We start from the raw sequence: 21,333 nt of genomic DNA on the forward strand, positions 1-21,333 counted from the left end.
AATATATCATGAAAATTTATCTCTATTATATGCAATTATGCATACCCATTTTTTAGGATATTTATCTACTGATTTTATTTACGAGAGCTTCTTTATATGTATGCATTTCTAATATATCAAAAAAGAAGCTTGCCTTTTTATATGCATCTTCAACCTCTGCCCCATCGTACTCCAACTTCCCTAGGCATTCACCTCTTTGATAATATAGCTGTCCAATTAATGCCATACTATTAATTCGGCATGATATTTCAATCGCTTTATTTACTTGATAAAGTGACTCTTCATATTGATTATCTAAATATAATGCTTTCGCATGATTATATCTTACCTTCACTTCAAATTCTTCATTATCATGCAATACCTCTAATTGTTTTAATATATCTTCAAATAACTCAATACTCTTCTTAAAATAGCTATTTTCAGCATAAATATTTGCAATCGCATTTTCTATATAAAGATTTTGGTATACGTCTATTCCAGCTAACTGTTGATTTAACAATTTTTTTAATTCTAAAATACAATATTCGTAATCGATTTTCTTTAATATGTAAGCTGCTACATGATATTGCCATTGAAGAAATTGCTGGAATTCAGGATGATATTCTTCCTTTTTCAGCTCATTCCATACTTTATTATAAATTTCTTTATATCTTTTTTGCTTACAAAGCATAATGATTTGATCTTTAAACTGTTTTTTTCTTTCAATATCGGAATAAATGAGTACCTCATAAAAATGAATAATAGGAACTTGTAATTTTGCTGCGATACCTTGCAATATATCCATACTTGGGTATACCGCACCCGATTCAATTCTACTCACTTCCGATTGATGACATATATTATCGGATAACTGTTTCTGTGTTAATCCTCTCATCACCCTAATTTTCTTAATTTCACTTCCTAATTTTTCTGCGTGCATACTTACTCACCATCCCATTAGAACAATCTAATTTTTTGAGTTGTCATACCACTACAATAATGTGAATTCGACAATTTTTGATATGAAATAATGCATAATATATATAAAATTCGGCAAATTTTTCATACAATTCATCTCACATACAATAATAGATTAGGAGTGTTATAGATGAATTATAGAAAACTTGCTAGTGCTTTCGTTACATTCGGTCTTCTTTGCCCTTTATCAACAGAAGCTATTCATGCTCAAGAATTAGACAAAAGTGCAGTCAAAGTTGAAATTGCTCAGCCTGGTTTAACAATCGGGAAATTAACACAACCTCAAAATGATACGAAAGAAAATATTGCTAAAAAGTATTTAAAAGGTGAGGTAAATGGGGCGAAAGCTCAACAAGAACAAGTCACTACTGAAAAAAATGTAGATTTCCAACCTACAAATAAAGAAACCAAAGAAAATCAAACCGAAGTTCGCCTTGCACAAACATATAAAAACTATAAAGTATATGGCCAAGATCTCATTGTAAAAGTAGATAAAAATGGAGTAATCACAACTGTTAGTGGTAAAGTTGTTCAAAATTTAAATCAACAACCTAATCTTACTATAACAAATTTTTTGTCGAAAAATGAAGTAAAATCTAAATTACGCGATATAGTTCAAATTCCAAGCGATGCAGTTGAGACAGAATTCTCTAGCGAAACCGTTGTTTATAAGAAAAAAGATGGCTATTATACATTCGCAACTGTTATTACATTTACTTATGAAAACAATGAACAAATTATAAACGGCAATGCTATCGTTGATTTAAAAACTGGAGAAGTACTTTTCCAAGAAAAGTTCATTAAAAACAAAGAGAATAAGACTATAAATCAAGTAACATCACCTAGATTATCCCCTGCAAGTGAGCAAGGAACTGGGAAAAATGCACTTCAAGAAAACATCTCTTTCAATATTGCCAAAGGAACTGATGGAAAATTTTATTTAGCGGATTTATCACGCGGAAATGGTATTTATATTTATAATGCAAACTACGCCGATTCCCTTGGAGGATATAGTCAAGCTGGTTATCCAGGGACACTAATTTCAAGTAGTACTCCTAATTTTGCAGATAAAGAAGCCGCGGGCGCTATGAAGAACATGAGTGATATTTACGATTACTTTAAGAAAGAACATAATCTAAAAAGTTACGACAATAAAGATTCAAAAGTTGTTGCTAGTGTACACGGTTTTGATTCTACTGAAGTTAGTGATGGTGTAAAAGAAGACTATGTAAATGCATTTTGGCATCCCGCTTGGAACCAAATGGTATTTGGTGATGGTTTAGACGGAAAACTAACATCCGCTCTTGATGTAACAGCTCATGAATTTGGACATGCTGTATTCAGTGGCACGACGAAAAATAAAGTCGTGAGATATCCAAGCGCTGAAACATCTGCACTAAACGAGGGATTAGCGGATTTCTGGGGTACACAAATCGAATATTACGTAAAGAAAGATAAAGGAAACTGGATTATGGGCGATACATTAGGTGGCCTAACAATTCGTGATATCCCAAGGGAAATTGGTGACGGCGGTCATAAACTATATACAAATTTACAAGATTTCTATAACGATGGTAATAATCAAGAATCACACGTGAATTCTGGTATTATCAGTCACGTATTATATCAATTAGCTGAAGGTAAAACATATAACGGTGTTGCTGTTCAAAAACAAGGAAATGAAAAAGTAAGTAAAGTTGTTATGCGTGCATTGCAAAATTATGCAACTTCCGCTGAAGACTTTGAATCACTTCAATCTCATATCGTACAAGCTGCAAAAGATTTATATGGCACTGCCGTATCAAATGAATTTGCAAAGGCATTTGAAGCACACGGTTACAAACCGTTACAAAAAGTAAATCAAGTAATAGAAGTACAATAATTATAAAAAGAAGGTTACCTCTCATAGGTAACCTTCTTTTTATATCCAACCCTTTTCTTCCGCAATTGTAATTGCCTCAATTCTATTTTTCGCATCAAGCTTCGCTAATACTTCAGAAATATAATTACGTACTGTACCCGGCGAAAGATAAAGTGCCTTCGCAATTTCGTTTGCCGTCTTTCCTTCTTTCGCAAGCAACAATACTTCCTTTTCGCGATCTGACAACGGATTTTGCTCCTGCCATAAGCCAAACATTAAATCTTGGGAGACCTCTCGTTTCCCCTTCATTACATTACGAATTGCTGCCGCTAAATCTTCACTTGGGCTATCCTTTAATAAATAGCCGTGCACACCAGCTTTCATTGCTCTTTCAAAATATCCCGGCCGTGCAAATGTTGTTAAAATCATTACTTTGCATGATGATTTTTCTTTCTTTAAAGTCTCAGCGACATCCAATCCACTTTGAATCGGCATTTCAATATCCATAATACTTACATCTGGCTTTAACGATTCAATTAATTCTAACGCCTCTTCCCCGTTCGCAGCTTGCCCAATTACTTCGATATCATCTTCTAGATCAAGCAGGGCCCCTAATGCACCACGAAGCATCCGCTGGTCTTCTGCAATAATAATTCGAATCATGCCCTCACCTCATCTTTTCCTGTTCTAATAACAACTGGAACTTTTACCGTTAATAACGTCCCTGGATTGATTGTACCTAGTTCAACAAATCCATCAATAAGAGCAATTCGTTCTTTCATGCCGCGAATACCATTTCCATCATGATTTTGATCTGTTAAACCGATTCCGTTATCTTCTACTTTCAAAATCAGTTCACCTTGTGATTCTAATACAGAAACTGCGCACCGCGTTGCCTTACTATGTTTTACAACATTTGTAACGGCCTCACGTAAACACATCCCGACAATATTTTGTTCAATTGGTGATAACGAGCTCGATCTTGCTTCTTGCCTCACTTCTAATTCAATATTAGCTGCTTGTAAGATCGCTTTTATTTGCTCTAGCTCTTCTTCTACCGTAATCATACGCATATCAGAAATTAATTCTCTCAGCTGTTTTAAAGCTGTACGAGACGTTTGTGTAATTTCCTTCGCTTCCGCACTTGCACGCTCTGGATTTTTCACAATTAACTTCTCTACAAGCTGGCTTTTCAAAGTAATAAGAGATAACGTATGCCCTAATGTGTCATGAAGATCTCTTGCAATCCGCTGCCGTTCTTCACGTTTTACTAAGTCTTTAATTTGCTCGTTCGCCTGATCCAATTGATTTCTTAACATCTTTTTCTGATTAAAATTGCGCATACCAAATGGCGTAAGAAGCATTAGAATAAACATTGGAACGATATTTACTAAACTTGTAGTTGTTAGTTGATTCATATTTACAAATAAAAATGCTCCAAGCATGATAACTAACGAACATAACAGCACTCGAAATACTTTCTTATTTGGCGCAAATCCCATCGCACTTGCTGTGAAAAAGCCAAAAAATATCATAAAAGGATTATAAAATAAAGCAAATAAAAAAATGAGTACCATTTGAATACACGCCCAAAAAACAAACGTCCTCTGAACAAAATAAAGCTGACGGTATGTGACGATAAAAATTATCAACATACCGCTTCCTATTACAAGCTTCCATCCTGATGCCTGCGCTAAGTGATAAATTGGAAATAACAGATAAACAAACCACATATACGGGAAGAATCCCATATGTTTCGGAAAAATCTCAATCCTCTTCTTCTCTATCATTTATACCGCTTCCTGTCTTTTTCTTATATATATTGATACTACAACAAATATAAGGAAATAACCTCCTAATACCGCGATATTTTCCCATCCAATTGATTTTCCAGCTACAATATCCCACGCACCACTTCCGAAATGGTATGTCGGTGTCCATTCACCAATCGTTCTTAATATTTTGGGGAATACTTCAATCGGCATCCATAACCCGCCAACTATAGCTAAACTCATATTTAAAATATTTGCTAAGCCAGCAGCTGCGTCCGCCTTCTTAATGGAACCTATTACTGTTCCTAACGCTAAAAATGGTGTTACCCCTAACAATAACCATAATCCCGCACCTATCCATTGCCCTACCGTTAACTCAACATGATTAATTAGTATTCCTGCAATAAAAATAACTAATATTGAAAAAGCATTTACTACTGTTTGAGCGATAATTTTTGCTGTTAAATATGCTCCCTCTGGAAGCGGTGTAATTTTTAGAAGATGTGTCCATCCTTGCCCTCTTTCCTGAGAAAGTCTCACACCGAAACTAAAGAGTGCAGTCCCTACAATACTGAAAGTTGCCATCGAAATTAAATAATGTGCTTTCCACGCATCTCCGTTTTGTGGTACTTGAACAACATTTGTGAAAATGTAGTAAAACATAACAGGCATTAATAATGAGAAAAAGATAAATAATTTATTGCGGAATGTACGTAAAATTTCTATTTTGCATTGCATCCATAATGCTCTCATGCCATTTCCTCCTTCTGATTTGCGACAAACTGTTCGAATGCTTCATCAAGACTTCCACGTTCAACTGAAACATCTGTTACAGGTAAACTCTTTTGATAAATGGCTTTTAAAGTTGTATCCGTATCCTCCGTTGTTAAAATGAAGCGTCCTTCGCTTGACTTTACTTCTGTTACATTTGGTAATTCCTTTAGTAATTTTGTAGGAATGCTTTCCTTCGAGTAAAATGTGATTGTTTTTCGCGAAATCGTCGCTTTCATTTCGTCTGGTGTACCATCTGCGATAATCTTTCCGTTCGCAAATAATAAGATACGATTTGCTAAAGCATCTGCTTCTTCTAAATAATGCGTCGTTAAAATAATTGTTTTCCCTTCACTTGCTAACTTTCGAATCGTTTCCCAAAACATTCTTCGAGACGTAATATCCATTCCGACTGTCGGCTCATCTAAAAATAACAAATCTGGATTTCCCGCAAGTGCAAGCGCAAAATTCAACCTTCTTTTTTGCCCACCTGATAACTTCTCACATCTTTGCTTTCGCTCTGGTTCTAAATTTGATAACTGCAGTAACGTTTCTTTCGCTATAGGATTCGTATAATAACTACGGAATAACTCGATTGCCTCTTCCACCGTAATACTATCAATGACACTTACTTCTTGCAGCATCGCACCGAGGCTATTACGAACATCTCTATGCTTTGGACTCTTTCCAAATATAAAGACCTTACCTTCTGTCGGGTCCTTTAATCCAAGCATCATCGACATCGTCGTTGTTTTCCCCGCACCATTCGGACCAAGTAACGCTACTATTTCCCCTTTATTTACATGAAATGAAACATTATTTACTGCGTTTTTATGTTTAAATGTTTTAGAAACACCATTTACTTCAATAATCTTTTCCATCTCTCCACCCCCGCTGTTTCTTATATTTACATTGTATTACTTGGAAAACTTAGGAAACAGTATGATGCGTCATGACATCGATATGACAATTGTCATGTATTCTTTATGAGAGGAATCAACCCGCATACCGCAAGCGAGTAGCAGGACGAAAATAAACATGATACAATCGGATAAGATATATATTCGAGGAAGGACAGTGGTTTTCATGATTATTCGTAATGAACAAGATTTAGAAGGCTTACGAAAAATCGGCCGCATCGTTGCGCTTGCACGTGAAGAAATGAAAAAACAAGCGAAGCCAGGTATGACAACGAAAGAGCTTGATTTGATCGGTAAAAAAGTATTAGATGAGCATGGTGCTATTTCTGCACCTGAAAAAGAATATGATTTCCCAGGTGTAACTTGCATTAGTGTAAATGAGGAAGTTGCTCATGGTATTCCAGGAGATCGCGTATTAAAAGAAGGCGACTTAGTAAACGTCGATGTATCTGCTGCACTTGATGGCTATTATGCAGATACAGGTATCTCATTTGTTCTTGGAGAAGACGAAGCAAAAGAAAAGCTTTGCCAAGCAGCGGTTGATGCATTTTGGGCAGCAATGAAAAAGGTTAGAGCTGGCTCAAAACAAAATCAAATTGGTCGTGCTGTTTCAAACTTCGCACATAAAAGTGGATACAATGTTATTCAAAACTTAACTGGTCACGGCATTGGTCTTAGCTTACATGAAGCACCAAATCACATTTTAAGTTACTATGATCCAATGGATAATGCGCTTCTAAAAGACGGTCTTGTTATCGCTGTAGAACCGTTCATCTCTATGAAAGCTGATCATATTATTGAACGTGGTGACGACGGCTGGACATTCGTTACACCCGATAAAAGTCTTGTTGCACAATGTGAACATACGGTTGTCGTAACGCGCGGCGAACCAATAATTTTAACAGAAATCTAATACCAAAAACGGCTGTTTTGTAGATTTATTCCACATAAAACAGCCGTTTTTATTTTTGGGAAAATATGTGAACTACTGTTGAACTCTTTATCATTTAAGTATATAATCTTTAGCGGAGGTTACTTAAGCTTATCTTTACTAAAAAGATATTGTAACTAAAAACACCTTCTTTCTTATTGTTTAAACAGTCTCAAAAATGACCGTAGTAACGTGTTAGTCGAATATTCTGTAATCCTTATATTCCTCTAACAATGTAAGAAACTATCATCTTTCAACTTCGGTCCACTAATCGCACAACTCTCTTTAGACAAAATAAATGACTATTTTCAAAGTACGTATTGTCTTCATTCTGACCAAAACCAACCCTATCTAGCTTTTTATCTCCACATAACTTTAAGGCAAAAATAAGCCTTCACAAAGGGATACACTACATTGGTTAGTATGTATCGTAAAACTTACCTTTATAACCATTCTTTTTTACTAGATATACATGAAAACTATCTCACATATAAAGGTCTGATATCATTCTTTATATCAGTATTTTTTTCGACATTTTTTGTCGAATTGTGTATATTTCCATAGAACTGTGTAAATATACATTTTGTTTTACGTTAAACAATTTTACTTTGAACATAATCCTGTTTGTCTGAGAACGCGTATAGAAACGGAGGGATAGCAAAAATAAATAGCTTATAACAAATACTTTTAATATTCCATTTGTTCATGTGGAATAAGTCCCCAATGGACAAATGAATGTTCAGAGGAGGAAAAATGAAAAAACTTTTCAATGTATGTTTAATTGTATTCGTACTATTTTCGCAACTTGCTAGTTTTCCATACAATCAAGTAAAAGCGGAAACCTTAACAGGAGATTCCTTATTTGACACTGTTGAAATGAAAGATGCAACGAATCATATTATTGACGAAGCATTAAATCCTAAAAACTTAATAAATGCAGGATCAATCATTCACCTAGAATATGCTTGGTCAATAAAAGATCATCAAATTGCACAAGAAAAAGATGCAACAGTTCTTCAAATACCTAACGCATTAAAAGTAAAAAATGACCAACAAGGAAACTTGATGGCAGATCAACAAATTATTGGTCAATATTTTGTTACGGCAAACGATAACAAAATGAAAATAGTCTTTAACAATTCAGTAAAAGATTCAAAAGGTGTTAAGGGAAAAATTAAATTTGACACTGTATTCAATCCAGATTTAAAACCTGGCATAAAAGCCGTCCCACTCACTTTCCCTCTAGGTACAGTAGCTAAGACTATCTCAGTTCCTGTTCAAGTAGATAACCCTACTTCACCTACTATTAATAGTGATGATGCTAAGCAGACTACCGAAGAGCAAAAGAACGGTGACGCACAGCAACCTACTGAACAGCCAAAAGATGGTGAAACACAGCAGAAACCTGCGGAACAACCAAAAGATGGGAATCCTCAGCAGCCTGCGAAACAGTCAAAAGATGGTGAGACACAGCAGAAACCTGCGGAACAACCAAAAGACGGGAACACTCAGCAACCTGCGGAACAGCCGAAAGACGGGAATCCTCAGCAGCCTACTGAACAGCCAAAAGATGGCGGGACACAGCAACCTACTGAGAACCCTGGTGATAACACAACAGGGCAACCTGTTGAAAATCCAGACCCATCACCTAAGCAAATTAAAGAAAATATTTTAACAAGCGTAAAATTAACAGATAAAGACGGAAAACCATTTAATGATACAGATAATCGTCCAAATCCTGATTCTGCTGCCAATATCGATTTTACATGGGAAGTTTTAGAATCATTAAAAGTAAAAAAGGGAGATTACTATATTTTCCAACTTCCGGAATATTTTATCGTCCACAACACCATTACACAGCCTTTAGTTGATGGAACAGGACATGAAATTGGGACGTTCGTTGTTGACTTAAACGGAAAAGTAACTATGACTTTTAACGAGTACGTTGAAGACAATCCTAATATAGATGGTCATTTAAAAGTTGGTACGGAATTCAATAAAACAAAAATTAAAGGGACTACGGAACAAAAAATTCCTTTCCCAATTAAAGAACAAGACGTTATTATCGAGCTTGATTTCAAACCTAATGTAAAGAAATCTATGAATAAAAAAGGTATACCTGATAGACCGATTAATACGAATCAAATCAATTGGACAGTCGAAATGAACAAAACAAAAGACATTCTTACAAACGCTGTCTTCCAAGACAATATTCCAAATGGAGCCAGTCTCAATGAAGATTCTATTAAGGTTTATGAGTTAGAAGTAGATATTAACGGGAAAACGACTCGTGGAGCCGAAGTTAGTAAAGAAGAATATACACTCACTTCATCCTCCGATAAATTAAATATCGCTTTTAAAAATGAAACGAAAAAAGCATATCAAATTGAATATGCGACAAAAATTACTGACGAAAGTGTTACTAGTTTCAAAAATGAAGCAAAAGTATCCAGCAAGAATCAAGGAGATGTATCCGCAAATGCAACTGTAACTGTTTCACGCGGTACACATCTAGAGAAAACTAGTAAATATAATCCAAAAACACAAACAATTGAATGGACAATTACTTTCAACGGTGACCAAAGAGATATTAAACAATCTGATGCGCTTTTAAAAGACATCTTGGACAAATCTCATAAAGTTGATGCAAGTTCTATCGTGGTTAAAAATGCTTCTTATGATAATAACGGAAAACTTGTTACAGGTGACAACGCCACAAACTTTACTGTAAAAGAAACCGATGAGGGATTTGATTTACAATTTAATGAAGATATTAATAGTGCCTATGTGATTACTTATACATCGAAAGCCAAGAATGATGTTATACAAGATGGCGAAATCGAAAATACAATTATTGCAGATGGAAAATGGAGTAAAACAAACAAAGTTACATTACAACAACAAAACATCATAAAGAAACATAATAAAAATGCAAACGATACAGATTACAATAAGAAAACAACGAAATGGACAATTATTGTAAATGATAACAATTACGTGTTAAATGATGCTGTTATCACTGATACGTTTGACTATAGTGGACTTACATTACAAAAAGATAGTTTCAAAATTACTGATGGATCAACTGAACTGAAATTAGACTCTGATTACACACTTGATGTAACAGCTGACGGATTCAAAGTAACACTAGCTGGTAGTTATAAGTCTAATATGGATAAAACTTTAACCATCACGTACACAACAGACTTTAATTACGAGACTCTATCTAAAAAGGATGATAATAAATCATTCAAAAATACAGCTGAGTTATCATGGAAAGATATAAATGGGAACGATAAAAATAGTAAATCTCATGATAGATTCAATCCTGACGGCTATACAAAAGGAAACGGATTTAAATACGGTTCTTACAATGCCCAAACGAAAGAAATCAAATGGGACATAGGGTTTAACTATAATAACAGGACTATTAAAGACCCTTCTATCGTTGACGTACTAGAAAACAATCAAAAACTTATACCAGACTCCATTGAGATTCATCATATGGAATTAACTGGTGGTGCAGACGGTTATAAATTAGGGGCACTTGTTTCCCCTGACGAATATACGGTAGAAAATGCAACGAAAGATAATAAAAATACATTAACGATTCATTTTAAAAATGAAATTAAAACAGCGTACCATATCAGCTTTAAAACTTCACTTGCAGGTGAAGAAATTAATAAGCGCTATGATAATTACGCCAAATTAAAAGATGGATCGGAAACTATCGCCAATATTCATGGTGCATTCGAGATCAAAAATGGTGGTAGCGGCGTTACGAAAAAAGCAAAACAAAATGACAAGTACATTGATTGGAGCGTTTCTATTAATGCAAGTCAATCAACGATTGAAAATGCTGTCGTAACAGACGATCCGACAGACAATCAAATTCTCGATGAAAAGTCATTCCACCTATATGGGACAACAGTAGCCGTGGATGGCACTTTAACGAAAGATACAACAAACGAATTAAAAGAAGGAAAAGACTATAAACTCAAAATAACAACAGACAACAATACGGGGAAACAACAATTTACAATTGAATTTCTTCATACTATTGATCGAGCTTATATTTTAGAATACCGTTCACTCATTAATGCAGATAATAATGAAAAGGTAAGCAATAAAGCGAAGATTACTGGTAATAGTTTGAAATTAACAGAAACTGAAAAAATTGAAGAAATAGTAGTTAAAGTATCTTCTGGATCTGGAGGCGGTTCTGCTACTAAGGGACGCGGAAACCTTCAAATTAAAAAAGTAGATAATGCAGATCCAAATAAAATTTTATCTGGCGTAGTATTTACTTTATTCGATCGCACAGGTACAACTGCTATTCGAACAATTACAACAGACAAAAATGGTATCGCTCAGTTTAACAACTTAAAACGCGATGAATATCTGCTCAGAGAAATGAAAACTCTTGATGGCTATGTCATTAGTAAAGAATTAAAAGCAGGTAAACTTGTTAAGCTTGGTGCAGAAGAAACTACAACATATACTCTTAAAAACGAGAAATTTGTTGGAAAAGTAGTACTTACAAAGACTGATGCTCATAACAAAGAAAAGCTTAAAAATGCAGTTTTCTCTCTGCTTGATCAAAACCATAATGTCATTCCTGAACATAAAGAATTAATAACAAATGATAAAGGACAAATTACTGTAGATAATTTAAAACCAGGAACTTACTACTTAAAAGAAATAAAGGCTCCTGAACATTATCAATTAGATGATCGACTTATTGAATTTACAATCGAGGAAGATCAAACAACAGTAATTAATAAAGAGGCCCAAAACAACTTGATTAGAGGCTCAGTTATCCTAACAAAAGTTGATAAAGAGGGTAATACTTTAGAAGGTGCAGTATTTAGTGTACGGGACCGAAATAACAAAAGAATTCCTGGTTATACCAAATTAACGACAAATGGTAACGGACAAATCGAAGCGAAAAATTTACTTCCTGGAGAGTACCAATTTGTTGAAGAAAAAGCACCTGAACATTATGAAATAGATAAAAAACCGCTTAAATTTACAGTTGAAAAGAGCCAACAGAAAGCACTTACTGTTACAGCGACAAATCACCTCATTAAGGGTGGTGTCACTTTAACGAAAGTCGATGATGTCGATGGCACTGCCCTTGAAGGTGCTGTATTTAAAATTGTCGATGCGAATGACGAGAAACAAGTAATTCGTGAAAATATAAAAACAGGTTCAGATGGAAAAGTTACCGTTAAAGATTTAGAGCCTGGTGCTTATAAATTTATCGAAACAGAAGCTCCTAAGGATTATACGTTAAGTACAAACCCTATCGAGTTTACAATTGATAAAAGCCAACAAGCTCTTGCTACTGTTACGGCAAATAACAGCTTAAAAACGGGCGAGGTTGAATTATTAAAAGTTGATGAGTTTGGTGAGAAAAAACCACTAGAAGGTGCGGTATTCAAACTTGTCGATACAAATAATAATGACGTTTCCCCTCACACTAACTTAACTACTGATAAACACGGTAAAGTTAAAGTTAGTAACCTACGTCCTGGTACGTATAAATTTATTGAAATAGCTGCTCCTGAACATTACGTTTTACGAGCAGAACCTATTGAATTTACAATCGATAGAAGTCAGAAAGAAACTCTACTTGTGAAAGCTGAAAATGCTTTAAAACCAGGAGATGTTGAATTAACAAAAGTTGATGATATCGATGGTACAGCTCTTGAAGGTGCTGTATTTAAAATTGTTGATGCAAATGATGAAAAGAAAGTTATTCGCGAAAATGTAAAAACTGGTGCGGATGGTAAAGCTATCGCTACTGGCTTACGCCCTGGCGATTATAAATTTATCGAAGTAACAGCACCGAAGTATTACGACAAAAATACAAAACCAATTAAATTTACGATTACAGAAAGTCAAACAACTCAGGCTACTGTTACCGCTAAAAACAGCTTAACAAAAGGCGGTATTGAGTTAACAAAAGTGAATGCTGCAGATGAAAAGGAAACACTTGAAGGTGCAGTATTTAAAATCGTTAATAGAGATACTAATGAAGATGTTCGTACGGACCTTGTTACGAATAGTAAAGGAATGCTAGTTGTAGATGACTTACGTCCTGGTAACTATAAGCTTATCGAAACAAAGGCTCCAACTTATTACGATGTAAATGTAGAACCAATTGAATTTACAATCGAAAAAGGACAACAAAAACTCCTTCCACTTACATTTAAAAATAGTTTAACGAAAGGAAAAGTTAAACTTATTAAAGAAGATGATGTGGAAAGTAGTAAAGCTCTTGCCGGCGCTGTATTCACATTGCAAGATGCAACTGGCAAAGAAATTATGAAAGATTTAACAACAGATGATTACGGAGTATTAGTTATTCCTGATTTAGCACCAGGGGATTATCAATTTATCGAAACAAAAGCCCCTGAACATTATAAATTAGACAAAACACCTATTAAGTTCACAATTAAAAAAGGTAGTAAGGAAGATCTTCCTATCCCTGTTACTGTAAAAAACAGTTTACTTACAGGTGGCGTCACTTTAACAAAAGTTGATGATGTTGATGGCACTATTCTTGAAGGTGCAGAATTTATAATCGTTGACGCTCATGATACTAAAAAGGTAATTCGCAAAGGTTTAACGACTGATAAAAACGGTAAAATTTCTGCTTCTGATTTACGTCCTGGAGACTATCAATTTATTGAAGTAAAAGCTCCAAAAGACTATACCTTAAGCAAAGACCCTATTCCATTCACTATCGAAAAAAGTCAAAAAGAGAATATTACTGTTACTGCTACTAACAGTTTAAAGAAAGGTGCAGTAACATTAACAAAAATTGACGACATCGATCGTACGATGCTCGAAGGTGCAATCTTTAAGATTGTTGATATGAATGGTAAGGAAGTTCATACGAATCTTGTTACAGATAAAAACGGTAAAATTTCTGTTTCTGATTTACGCCCTGGAGACTATCAGTTCATTGAAACAAAAGCTCCTGAGCACTATGTATTAGATGAAACAACGATTCCATTTACAATTGAAAGAAGTCAAACGAAAGAGATCAATGTTACAGGCAAAAATGCTTTGAAAAACGGTAGCGTTGAACTAACAAAGATTGACGATATTGATATAAATACAAAACTTGCTAACGCCGTATTTAATTTATTAGATGCAGACGGAGAGCTAGTTAAAGAAGGCTTAAAAACAAATGATGAAGGTAAAATTGTTGTTGAAAACCTACGTCCTGGTACGTATCAATTCGTTGAAACAATTGCTCCTGAACATTACGATTTAGATAAAAGACCTATCGTATTTACAATTAAAAAGAGCCAAACTGAAACTCTTCATGTCACTGCTACAAATACTTTAACAAAGGGTGCAGTTAAACTTTCTAAAGTTGATGATGTTGATGGCACTGTTCTTAAAGATGCAGTATTTAAAATTGTTAATATGAATGGTGATGTAGTTCATAAAGACCTTGTTACAAATGAACAAGGAATAATCGAAATTAACGACCTACGTCCTGGTGATTACCAATTTATCGAAACGAAAGCTCCGAAGCATTACGTTTTAGATGAAACACCAATCAAATTCACTATTGAAAAAGGACAGAAGAAAGCTATTTCTTTAACTGCTACAAATAGCTTAAAACAAGGTAGTATCGAATTACTTAAAGTTGATGATTTAAACACTCAAACAAAACTTGCTGATGCGGTATTTAATTTACTGGATCAAGATGGCAAAGTACTTAAAACAGATTTAAAAACAAACAGCGAAGGTAAAATCGTTATCGAAAACTTACGTCCTGGTACGTATCAATTCGTTGAAATAACGGCTCCTGAACACTATGATTTAGACAAAAAACCAATTATATTTACAATTGAAAAAAGCCAAAAAGATATTGCTACCGTTACTATGAAAAATAGTTTAACAAAAGGCGGCGTGGAACTTTCTAAAGTGGATGACGTCGATGGCACTACTCTTGAAGGCGCAGTATTTAAAATTGTGGATATGAATGGTACTGTAATTCGCAAAAATCTTGTTACGAATCAACAAGGTAAAATTAGCGTTTCTGACCTACGTCCTGGTGATTATCAATTCATCGAGACAACGGCTCCGAAACACTACGATTTAAACAAAGAGCCAATTCCATTCACAATTACAAAGAGCCAAGCTGATCCTATCTCCGTTACAGCTACAAATAGCTTAACGAAAGGCGCTGTGGAACTTTCTAAAGTGGATGATGTAGATGGTACTGCTCTTAAAGATGCGGTATTTAAAATTACTGATCTGAATGGTAACGACATTCGTACTGAGCTTACAACAGATGTACACGGAAAAATTTCTGTTTCTGATTTACGTCCTGGGGACTATCAGTTTGTTGAAACGAAAGCTCCTGAACACTATAAATTAGATAGTACACCTATTAAGTTTACAATTAAGAAAAGCCAAAAAGAAAAGCTCCAAGTTACTGCTACAAATAGCTTAACTGAGGGTGCTGTAGAATTAGTAAAAGTGGATGATATAAATCCAGATACAAAACTTTCTGATGCAGTGTTTAACATCATCGATGCGAAAGGTAAAATTGTTCGCACTGATTTAACTACTGATAAAGATGGGAAGATTACTGCTACGAACTTACGCCCAGGAGACTATCAATTCATTGAAACGAAAGCTCCGAAAGATTACGATTTAAATAAAACACCTATTAGCTTCACTATCGAAAGAAGTCAACTAACTCACGCTTCTGTTACTGCTAAGAATGGCCTAACAAAAGGTGGCGTGGAATTAACGAAAGTTGACTCTATAGATAAGAAAGAAATGCTAGAAGGTGCGGTATTTAAAATTACTGATCTGAACGGTAACGACATTCGTACGAATTTAGTTACCAATAAAGACGGAAAAATCATCGCTAAAGACTTACAACCAGGAGACTATCAATTTATTGAAACAAAAGCTCCTAAACATTACGACTTAAATGAAGAACCAATTAAGTTCACAATCGAAAGAAGTCAAACAAAGCATGTCTTCGTTACAGCTATTAATAGCTTAACGGAAGGTAGTGTTGAGTTAATTAAAGTTGATGATGCCAAGCAAAACACAACACTTGAAGGTGCAGTATTTAAAATTGTTAATAAGGATGGACACGATGTTCGTACCGATTTAACTACTGATAAAAACGGCCGTTTAGTTGTGGATGAATTACCGCCAGGAGACTATGAGTTTATCGAAACGAAAGCTCCTGAACACTATGACTTAAACAAAACACCTATTAAGTTCACAGTTAAAAAAGGACAAGAAAAAATCGCCTCTGTTACTGCTACTAACAGCTTAACTAAAGGCGCAGTTGAATTAACTAAAGTTGATGACATCGATGGTACTACTCTTGAAGGAGCAATCTTTAAAATTGTAGATATGGACGGCAAGGATGTTCGTTCTGATTTAACTACTGATAAAGATGGGAAGATTTCTGTTTCTGATTTACGTCCGGGAGATTATCAGTTCATTGAAACGAAAGCTCCAACTGGCTATGATTTAAACATTAAACCAATTCCTTTCACAATTACGAAAGGACAATCTCAGATTACCTCTGTTACAGCTTTAAATAGTTTAACAACAGGTTCAATTGAGTTAACTAAAGTTGATATTGATCACCATGGAACACTTGAAGGTGCCATTTTCAATATTTTAGACCAAGATGGAAAAATCATCCGAGAAGGTTTAAAAACAGACCAACACGGAAAAGTAATCGTAAATGATTTGAAACCTGGTAATTATCAATTAGTAGAAACACAGGCTCCTAAAGGCTATCAATTAGATGCATCACCAATAAACTTTACAATTGATAAAGCCCAAGCTACACCACTACAAATTACAGTTTCAAATAAAAAGATTGAATCTTCGTCAGGTGGAGATGACAAGCCAGTTACTCCTCCAAATAAAGAAGAGAACAAAGGCAATGAAACATCTGAGAAACACGAAAACGGAACTTCCGAAGAAACATCGAATAAAACAGATAACAAACAGCAAGATGATCGAAATACGGATAAACACCTTCCAAATACAGGTCATAAAGAAGACCCTACACAAACAGTAGGTATCCTTCTTCTACTAGCTGGATTATTAAGTATTTTGGCTACAAAACGCAAAAAAAATTATTAATAATTTTTTCACATCCAATCAATCTCTCAATTGATTGGATGTTTTTTTATACAAAAAGGACGATACATAAAGTATCGTCCTTTTAACGGGGTGAGGCTGCCCAAAAGTACGGAAAACCTTTGAACAGCCTCTTATTTTCATATGGATGCCTTACATATATCACTGATAATAATTATGAAATGCGGAAACATAATTACCATCAACTGATTCAAACATGAGAAATGAAACCCTACAGTGGTTCCATTTCTCTACATAATCTAAAGTTTGGGTACACTAGATTCATGCAATGTAGGAGCTTTCAGAGTAGAAAGCGAACCTTCGTTTAAAATGATAGCATACATATCTTCCTCAAAAATATGCAAATATGCATATATTGTTTTTATTTCTCAATGTCAGAATATTGAAAAACAAAAGACTCGAAGGTAAAATAAAGTCATTATCCGTCTTCTTTTGTCAGTCACAGAGAATAGAAGAATAGGAGAGGAAAAAATGAGAAAATCATTGAAACAAAAAATAGTAAGCTCTTTGCTTGCTGTATCACTCGCTGTTAGCTTAGCTCCAATTGGGCAAGCAAAAGCGGATTCCACGTCAGAGGTTACACAAACTCCATCTATTACAAAACAGATTGATCCAAACCGCGCGATTGAACATGTTCGTTTCTTATCTGAAACAATTGGTCCTCGCCCCGGTGGAACAAAATCCGAAGAATGGGCTTCTCGTTACATTGGTATGCAGCTTAAATCAATGGGCTATGACGTAGAATATCAACCATTTCAGGTGCCCGATCAATACGTTGGATTCATTGAATCACCACTATCAACAAAACGTAATTGGCAAGCTGGTGCTGCTCCTAATGCACTCATTTCTACAGAAGCTATTACAGCCCCCCTTATCTTTGTTCAAGGTGGGACAAAATTAGAAGATATTCCAAATGAAGTAAACGGTAAAATTGTTTTATTTGAAAGAGGAACGACAGTTACAGACTATAATAAACAAGTTGAAAATGCTGTTAGCAAAGGTGCAAAAGGTGTTCTTTTATACAGTTTAATTGGCGGACGCGGAAATTATGGACAAACCTTCAATCCCCGCCTAACGAAAAAGCAGTCTATCCCTGTCTTTGGTCTTGCTTATGCGCAAGGAAATGCATTTAAAGAAGAAATCGCTAAAAAAGGGACAACAATTCTTTCCCTAAAAGCGAGACATGAATCTAAATTAACATCTCTAAATGTTATCGCCAAAAAGAAACCAAAAAAGAGTACAGGTAATGAGAAAGCAGTCGTTGTAAGCTCGCACTATGATAGTGTTGTCGGAGCACCTGGCGCAAATGATAATGCTTCTGGAACTGGATTAGTATTAGAACTAGCTCGTGCTTTTCAAAATGTAGAAACTGATAAAGAAATTCGCTTTATTACCTTTGGTTCTGAAGAAACTGGATTACTTGGTTCGGATTATTACGTGAATAGTCTATCCCAGAAAGAACGCGACCGTATTTTAGGTGTCTTTAACGCCGACATGGTTGCAACAAATTATGATAAAGCAAAGAATTTATACGCTATGACACCTGATGGCTCTACAAACTTTGTAACAGACGCTGCCTTGCAAGCAAGTAAACAACTAAATAATGACCTCGTCCTACAAGGTAAATTTGGTTCTAGTGATCATGTTCCATTTGCTGAAGCTGGTATTCCTGCTGCTCTATTCATTTGGATGGGTGTCGATAGTTGGAATCCATTAATCTATCATATTGAGAAGGTATACCATACACCTCAAGATAACGTATTAGAAAACATTTCACCTGAACGAATGAGAATGGCATTAGACGTTATCGGAACAGGAGTTTATAACTCGCTTCAAAAACCTGTTCCTCAAACTGAACAGAAAGCTGCTTAATCATTTAAAAGACCACTGATTTTATCAGTGGTCTTTTATTGAGAAAAAATATATATGCATAAAAGCATATTTTATCCTACCCATTATCGTATACAATATTAATTGTAACAACACCGATTACAACTAATAAGGAGGCTTTTTCTATTATGAAAAAAATAATTTTAGCAGGTGCATTAACTTTAGCAGGAATTACTGGAGCTACTGCGTTTATTCCTGAAACAAAAGTCGCTGCTGCCGCTCAAGAACAAAGCTTTACAAAATTTTATTCTTTGCAAACTGGAGGTAGTTCTGAACAAGAACCTATTTTCCTTCAAAAAGGACAAGAACTAACAATTCATCCTAACAGCAAAACTCCTAGTTACAGTGTTTATGACTCAAATCATAACCTAATTGGACGTTATTCTGATGGTTACGGCCGAATTTTCACTGCAAAAACAGATGGAAATATGTATGTTCAATTTCATGCACCTTACGTTTACTATAGTCCTGTTAGTTTTTCTGTTACTTATACTATTCAATAAAAAAGAGGTCCTTTATAGGGCCCCTTTTATTTCTCTTGCCAATTCACTTTTACGAATCCATCTTTCACTTTTAATCCGCTTATATTCAATACATACTCTTCATTTGCTTTTAAAGTAACTGTAAAACTACCTTTTTTCGATTCACAGATTTCCTTTAACTCTTTTATACCTTCTCCTCGTCTTTCATACACGCTAAAGCATAAGTTCCCTCGTTTTGCATCTGTCTCATAAGAAAATGTCACTTCTGTGTCCTTCTCATACTGAAGTTCAATATCTTTACCGGCAATATCCCATGATGAGAATTTCGCCTCGTAACTTGTCTCCCCTTGCTTCTCATTTTCTAAATATATATCTCCTGCTTTCCACGCGTCATCTAACGTTTGTGCAAAAGCAAAACCACTAAGTAATACAAACATTGTACTTGCCAATATCGCAACTAATGTTACTTTCTGTTTTTTAACAAAGTTCATCTTATATTCTCCTTCAACTTTCTTTTTACTTCTTCTTACCATATATAACAAAAAACCGATAAAAAATGGAAATATAACCGCTAAGACACTCCATCCTTTACTCATTTGATGTGCTTTAGCATCTGTATATACCCATGATGCAACACATATTAAAAGTGCTATAAAAGCTAAAAACATCGTCACTCCAGCTACTTCAAATAGTACAAACGGATTAGCGAACTCATTCATGTAATTTATACTCCTTCTTTAAAAATGACTGTATTACAACATATATCGGAATGTATACATGCATCATAATCACAATGGCTATTAACATAGGAATTTTATAATCCAAATGAGTGACAAATTGTTCTATAACAATTGTTAGCAAAACAATCCAAATGGTGTGAATACAAATCATCCATTTCCTCTCTAACTTCTGAGCCTTTCGCACGCCCTGCTTCGTGTTATTTATTAGCTCTTCGCTTGGAGTTATCTCTTCTGCTAAACTGCTCTTTATTTTCTGTTCAAATTTATCTTCCTTCATGAACGAACCCCTCCAAATGTTCTCGCATTTTCTTTTTCCCATAATTAAGCCGATACTTTACCGTACCAATCGGTATATTTAATATTTCGCTCATTTCTTTATAAGAGTATTGTTCATAATAGTAGAGTACGAGCACGGTTTTATATTTTTCATTCAATAGCTGTATAACTTCCCGTATCATTTCCGCTTCCACTTTTTGAATAAATTCTTCTGATATATTCACATCATCTGCGAAATCTATTTCTCCACCATCCTCTTTATGAAACAAATCCAATATTCGATCTTTCCACCTTTTTTTCTTACGATAAAAATCATAAAACGTACGAACACAAATTGTAGTAATCCATTTTTTATAATTCTCCACGTAAGAAAGTTGGTGCCGCGATGAAAAAACTTTTATCCATGTCTCTTGAAAAATATCTTCCGCGTCTTCTTTCGTCTTTGCTAACTTATAGCATAAGGAATATATTTGCTTCTTATATATATCAATTAATTCTTCTACCTTTTCTTCCATCATAAGCCTCCTGTCATTTATATAAGACGACGCAAATTCCCTTTT

13 protein-coding genes are annotated in these 21,333 nt (G+C 34.9%); 5 read left to right on the forward strand and 8 right to left on the reverse strand.

The genetic code is table 11. From position 1 onward, the window contains the following. Positions 1-61 precede the first annotated feature (61 nt). Positions 62-919 carry a transcriptional regulator PlcR gene (gene plcR / locus ACX9TM_RS27015; RefSeq protein ID WP_000542912.1) on the reverse strand — a complete coding sequence of 286 codons (858 nt, stop codon included), beginning with the start codon at positions 917-919 and terminating at the stop codon, positions 62-64. 168 nt (positions 920-1,087) lie between these two features. Here plcR and ACX9TM_RS27020 point away from each other — a divergent pair, with 168 nt between their 5' ends. Further along, the gene (locus tag ACX9TM_RS27020) at positions 1,088-2,839 is read left to right on the forward strand and encodes a M4 family metallopeptidase (protein WP_001109512.1); all 1,752 of its coding nucleotides are present in this window, start codon (positions 1,088-1,090) and stop codon (positions 2,837-2,839) included. A gap of 39 nt (positions 2,840-2,878) precedes the next feature. On the opposite strand, the gene ACX9TM_RS27025 is transcribed toward ACX9TM_RS27020, so the two are convergent. Genes ACX9TM_RS27025 through ACX9TM_RS27040 form a run of 4 tightly spaced genes read right to left on the reverse strand, consistent with a single transcriptional unit; the run spans position 2,879 to position 6,242 of the window. After that, a complete protein-coding gene (locus ACX9TM_RS27025) occupies positions 2,879-3,481 on the reverse strand; it encodes a response regulator transcription factor (RefSeq protein ID WP_000619237.1) in 603 nt (200 codons plus the stop codon). Continuing rightward, positions 3,478-4,608, reverse strand: a complete 1,131-nt coding sequence (locus ACX9TM_RS27030; RefSeq protein ID WP_000570607.1) for a sensor histidine kinase — start codon at positions 4,606-4,608, stop codon at positions 3,478-3,480. The genes ACX9TM_RS27025 and ACX9TM_RS27030 overlap by 4 nt, the downstream gene beginning before the upstream one ends. Then, positions 4,609-5,343, reverse strand: a complete 735-nt coding sequence (locus tag ACX9TM_RS27035; protein WP_001202431.1) for an ABC transporter permease — start codon at positions 5,341-5,343, stop codon at positions 4,609-4,611. Then, positions 5,340-6,242 carry an ABC transporter ATP-binding protein gene (locus tag ACX9TM_RS27040; RefSeq protein ID WP_048656348.1) on the reverse strand — a complete coding sequence of 301 codons (903 nt, stop codon included), beginning with the start codon at positions 6,240-6,242 and terminating at the stop codon, positions 5,340-5,342. Before ACX9TM_RS27040 ends, ACX9TM_RS27035 begins: the two co-directional genes overlap by 4 nt. A gap of 157 nt (positions 6,243-6,399) precedes the next feature. Between ACX9TM_RS27040 and map the strand changes: the two genes are divergently transcribed. From map to ACX9TM_RS27060, 4 genes are all read left to right on the forward strand, one after another. After that, positions 6,400-7,194 (forward strand): type I methionyl aminopeptidase, encoded by a 795-nt coding sequence (gene map, locus ACX9TM_RS27045; RefSeq protein ID WP_003313889.1) that lies wholly within the window; start codon positions 6,400-6,402, stop codon positions 7,192-7,194. Positions 7,195-7,965: 771 nt separating this feature from the next. Continuing rightward, the gene (locus ACX9TM_RS27050) at positions 7,966-17,367 is read left to right on the forward strand and encodes a SpaA isopeptide-forming pilin-related protein (protein WP_065382250.1); all 9,402 of its coding nucleotides are present in this window, start codon (positions 7,966-7,968) and stop codon (positions 17,365-17,367) included. A gap of 489 nt (positions 17,368-17,856) precedes the next feature. Then, positions 17,857-19,257, forward strand: a complete 1,401-nt coding sequence (locus ACX9TM_RS27055) for a M28 family metallopeptidase (protein ID WP_072770152.1) — start codon at positions 17,857-17,859, stop codon at positions 19,255-19,257. Between the two features lie 146 nt (positions 19,258-19,403). After that, the gene (locus ACX9TM_RS27060) at positions 19,404-19,778 is read left to right on the forward strand and encodes a hypothetical protein (protein WP_017672902.1); all 375 of its coding nucleotides are present in this window, start codon (positions 19,404-19,406) and stop codon (positions 19,776-19,778) included. Between the two features lie 26 nt (positions 19,779-19,804). On the opposite strand, the gene ACX9TM_RS27065 is transcribed toward ACX9TM_RS27060, so the two are convergent. From ACX9TM_RS27065 to ACX9TM_RS27075, 3 genes are read right to left on the reverse strand one after another with little or no spacing between them, the layout of a single operon-like run. Next, positions 19,805-20,476: an ECF-type sigma factor negative effector gene (locus tag ACX9TM_RS27065; RefSeq protein ID WP_001001596.1), complete on the reverse strand. Its 672-nt coding sequence runs from the start codon at positions 20,474-20,476 to the stop codon at positions 19,805-19,807. Continuing rightward, on the reverse strand, positions 20,469-20,774 hold the full coding sequence (locus ACX9TM_RS27070; protein WP_000656684.1) for an ECF-type sigma factor negative effector: 306 nt from the start codon (positions 20,772-20,774) through the stop codon (positions 20,469-20,471). The genes ACX9TM_RS27065 and ACX9TM_RS27070 overlap by 8 nt, the downstream gene beginning before the upstream one ends. Then, entirely contained in the window at positions 20,761-21,288 is a 528-nt protein-coding gene (locus ACX9TM_RS27075; protein ID WP_000391642.1) for an RNA polymerase sigma factor, read from the reverse strand. Before ACX9TM_RS27075 ends, ACX9TM_RS27070 begins: the two co-directional genes overlap by 14 nt. Positions 21,289-21,333 lie beyond the last annotated feature (45 nt).

This window comes from Bacillus sp. LH1 (genome assembly GCF_057924895.1).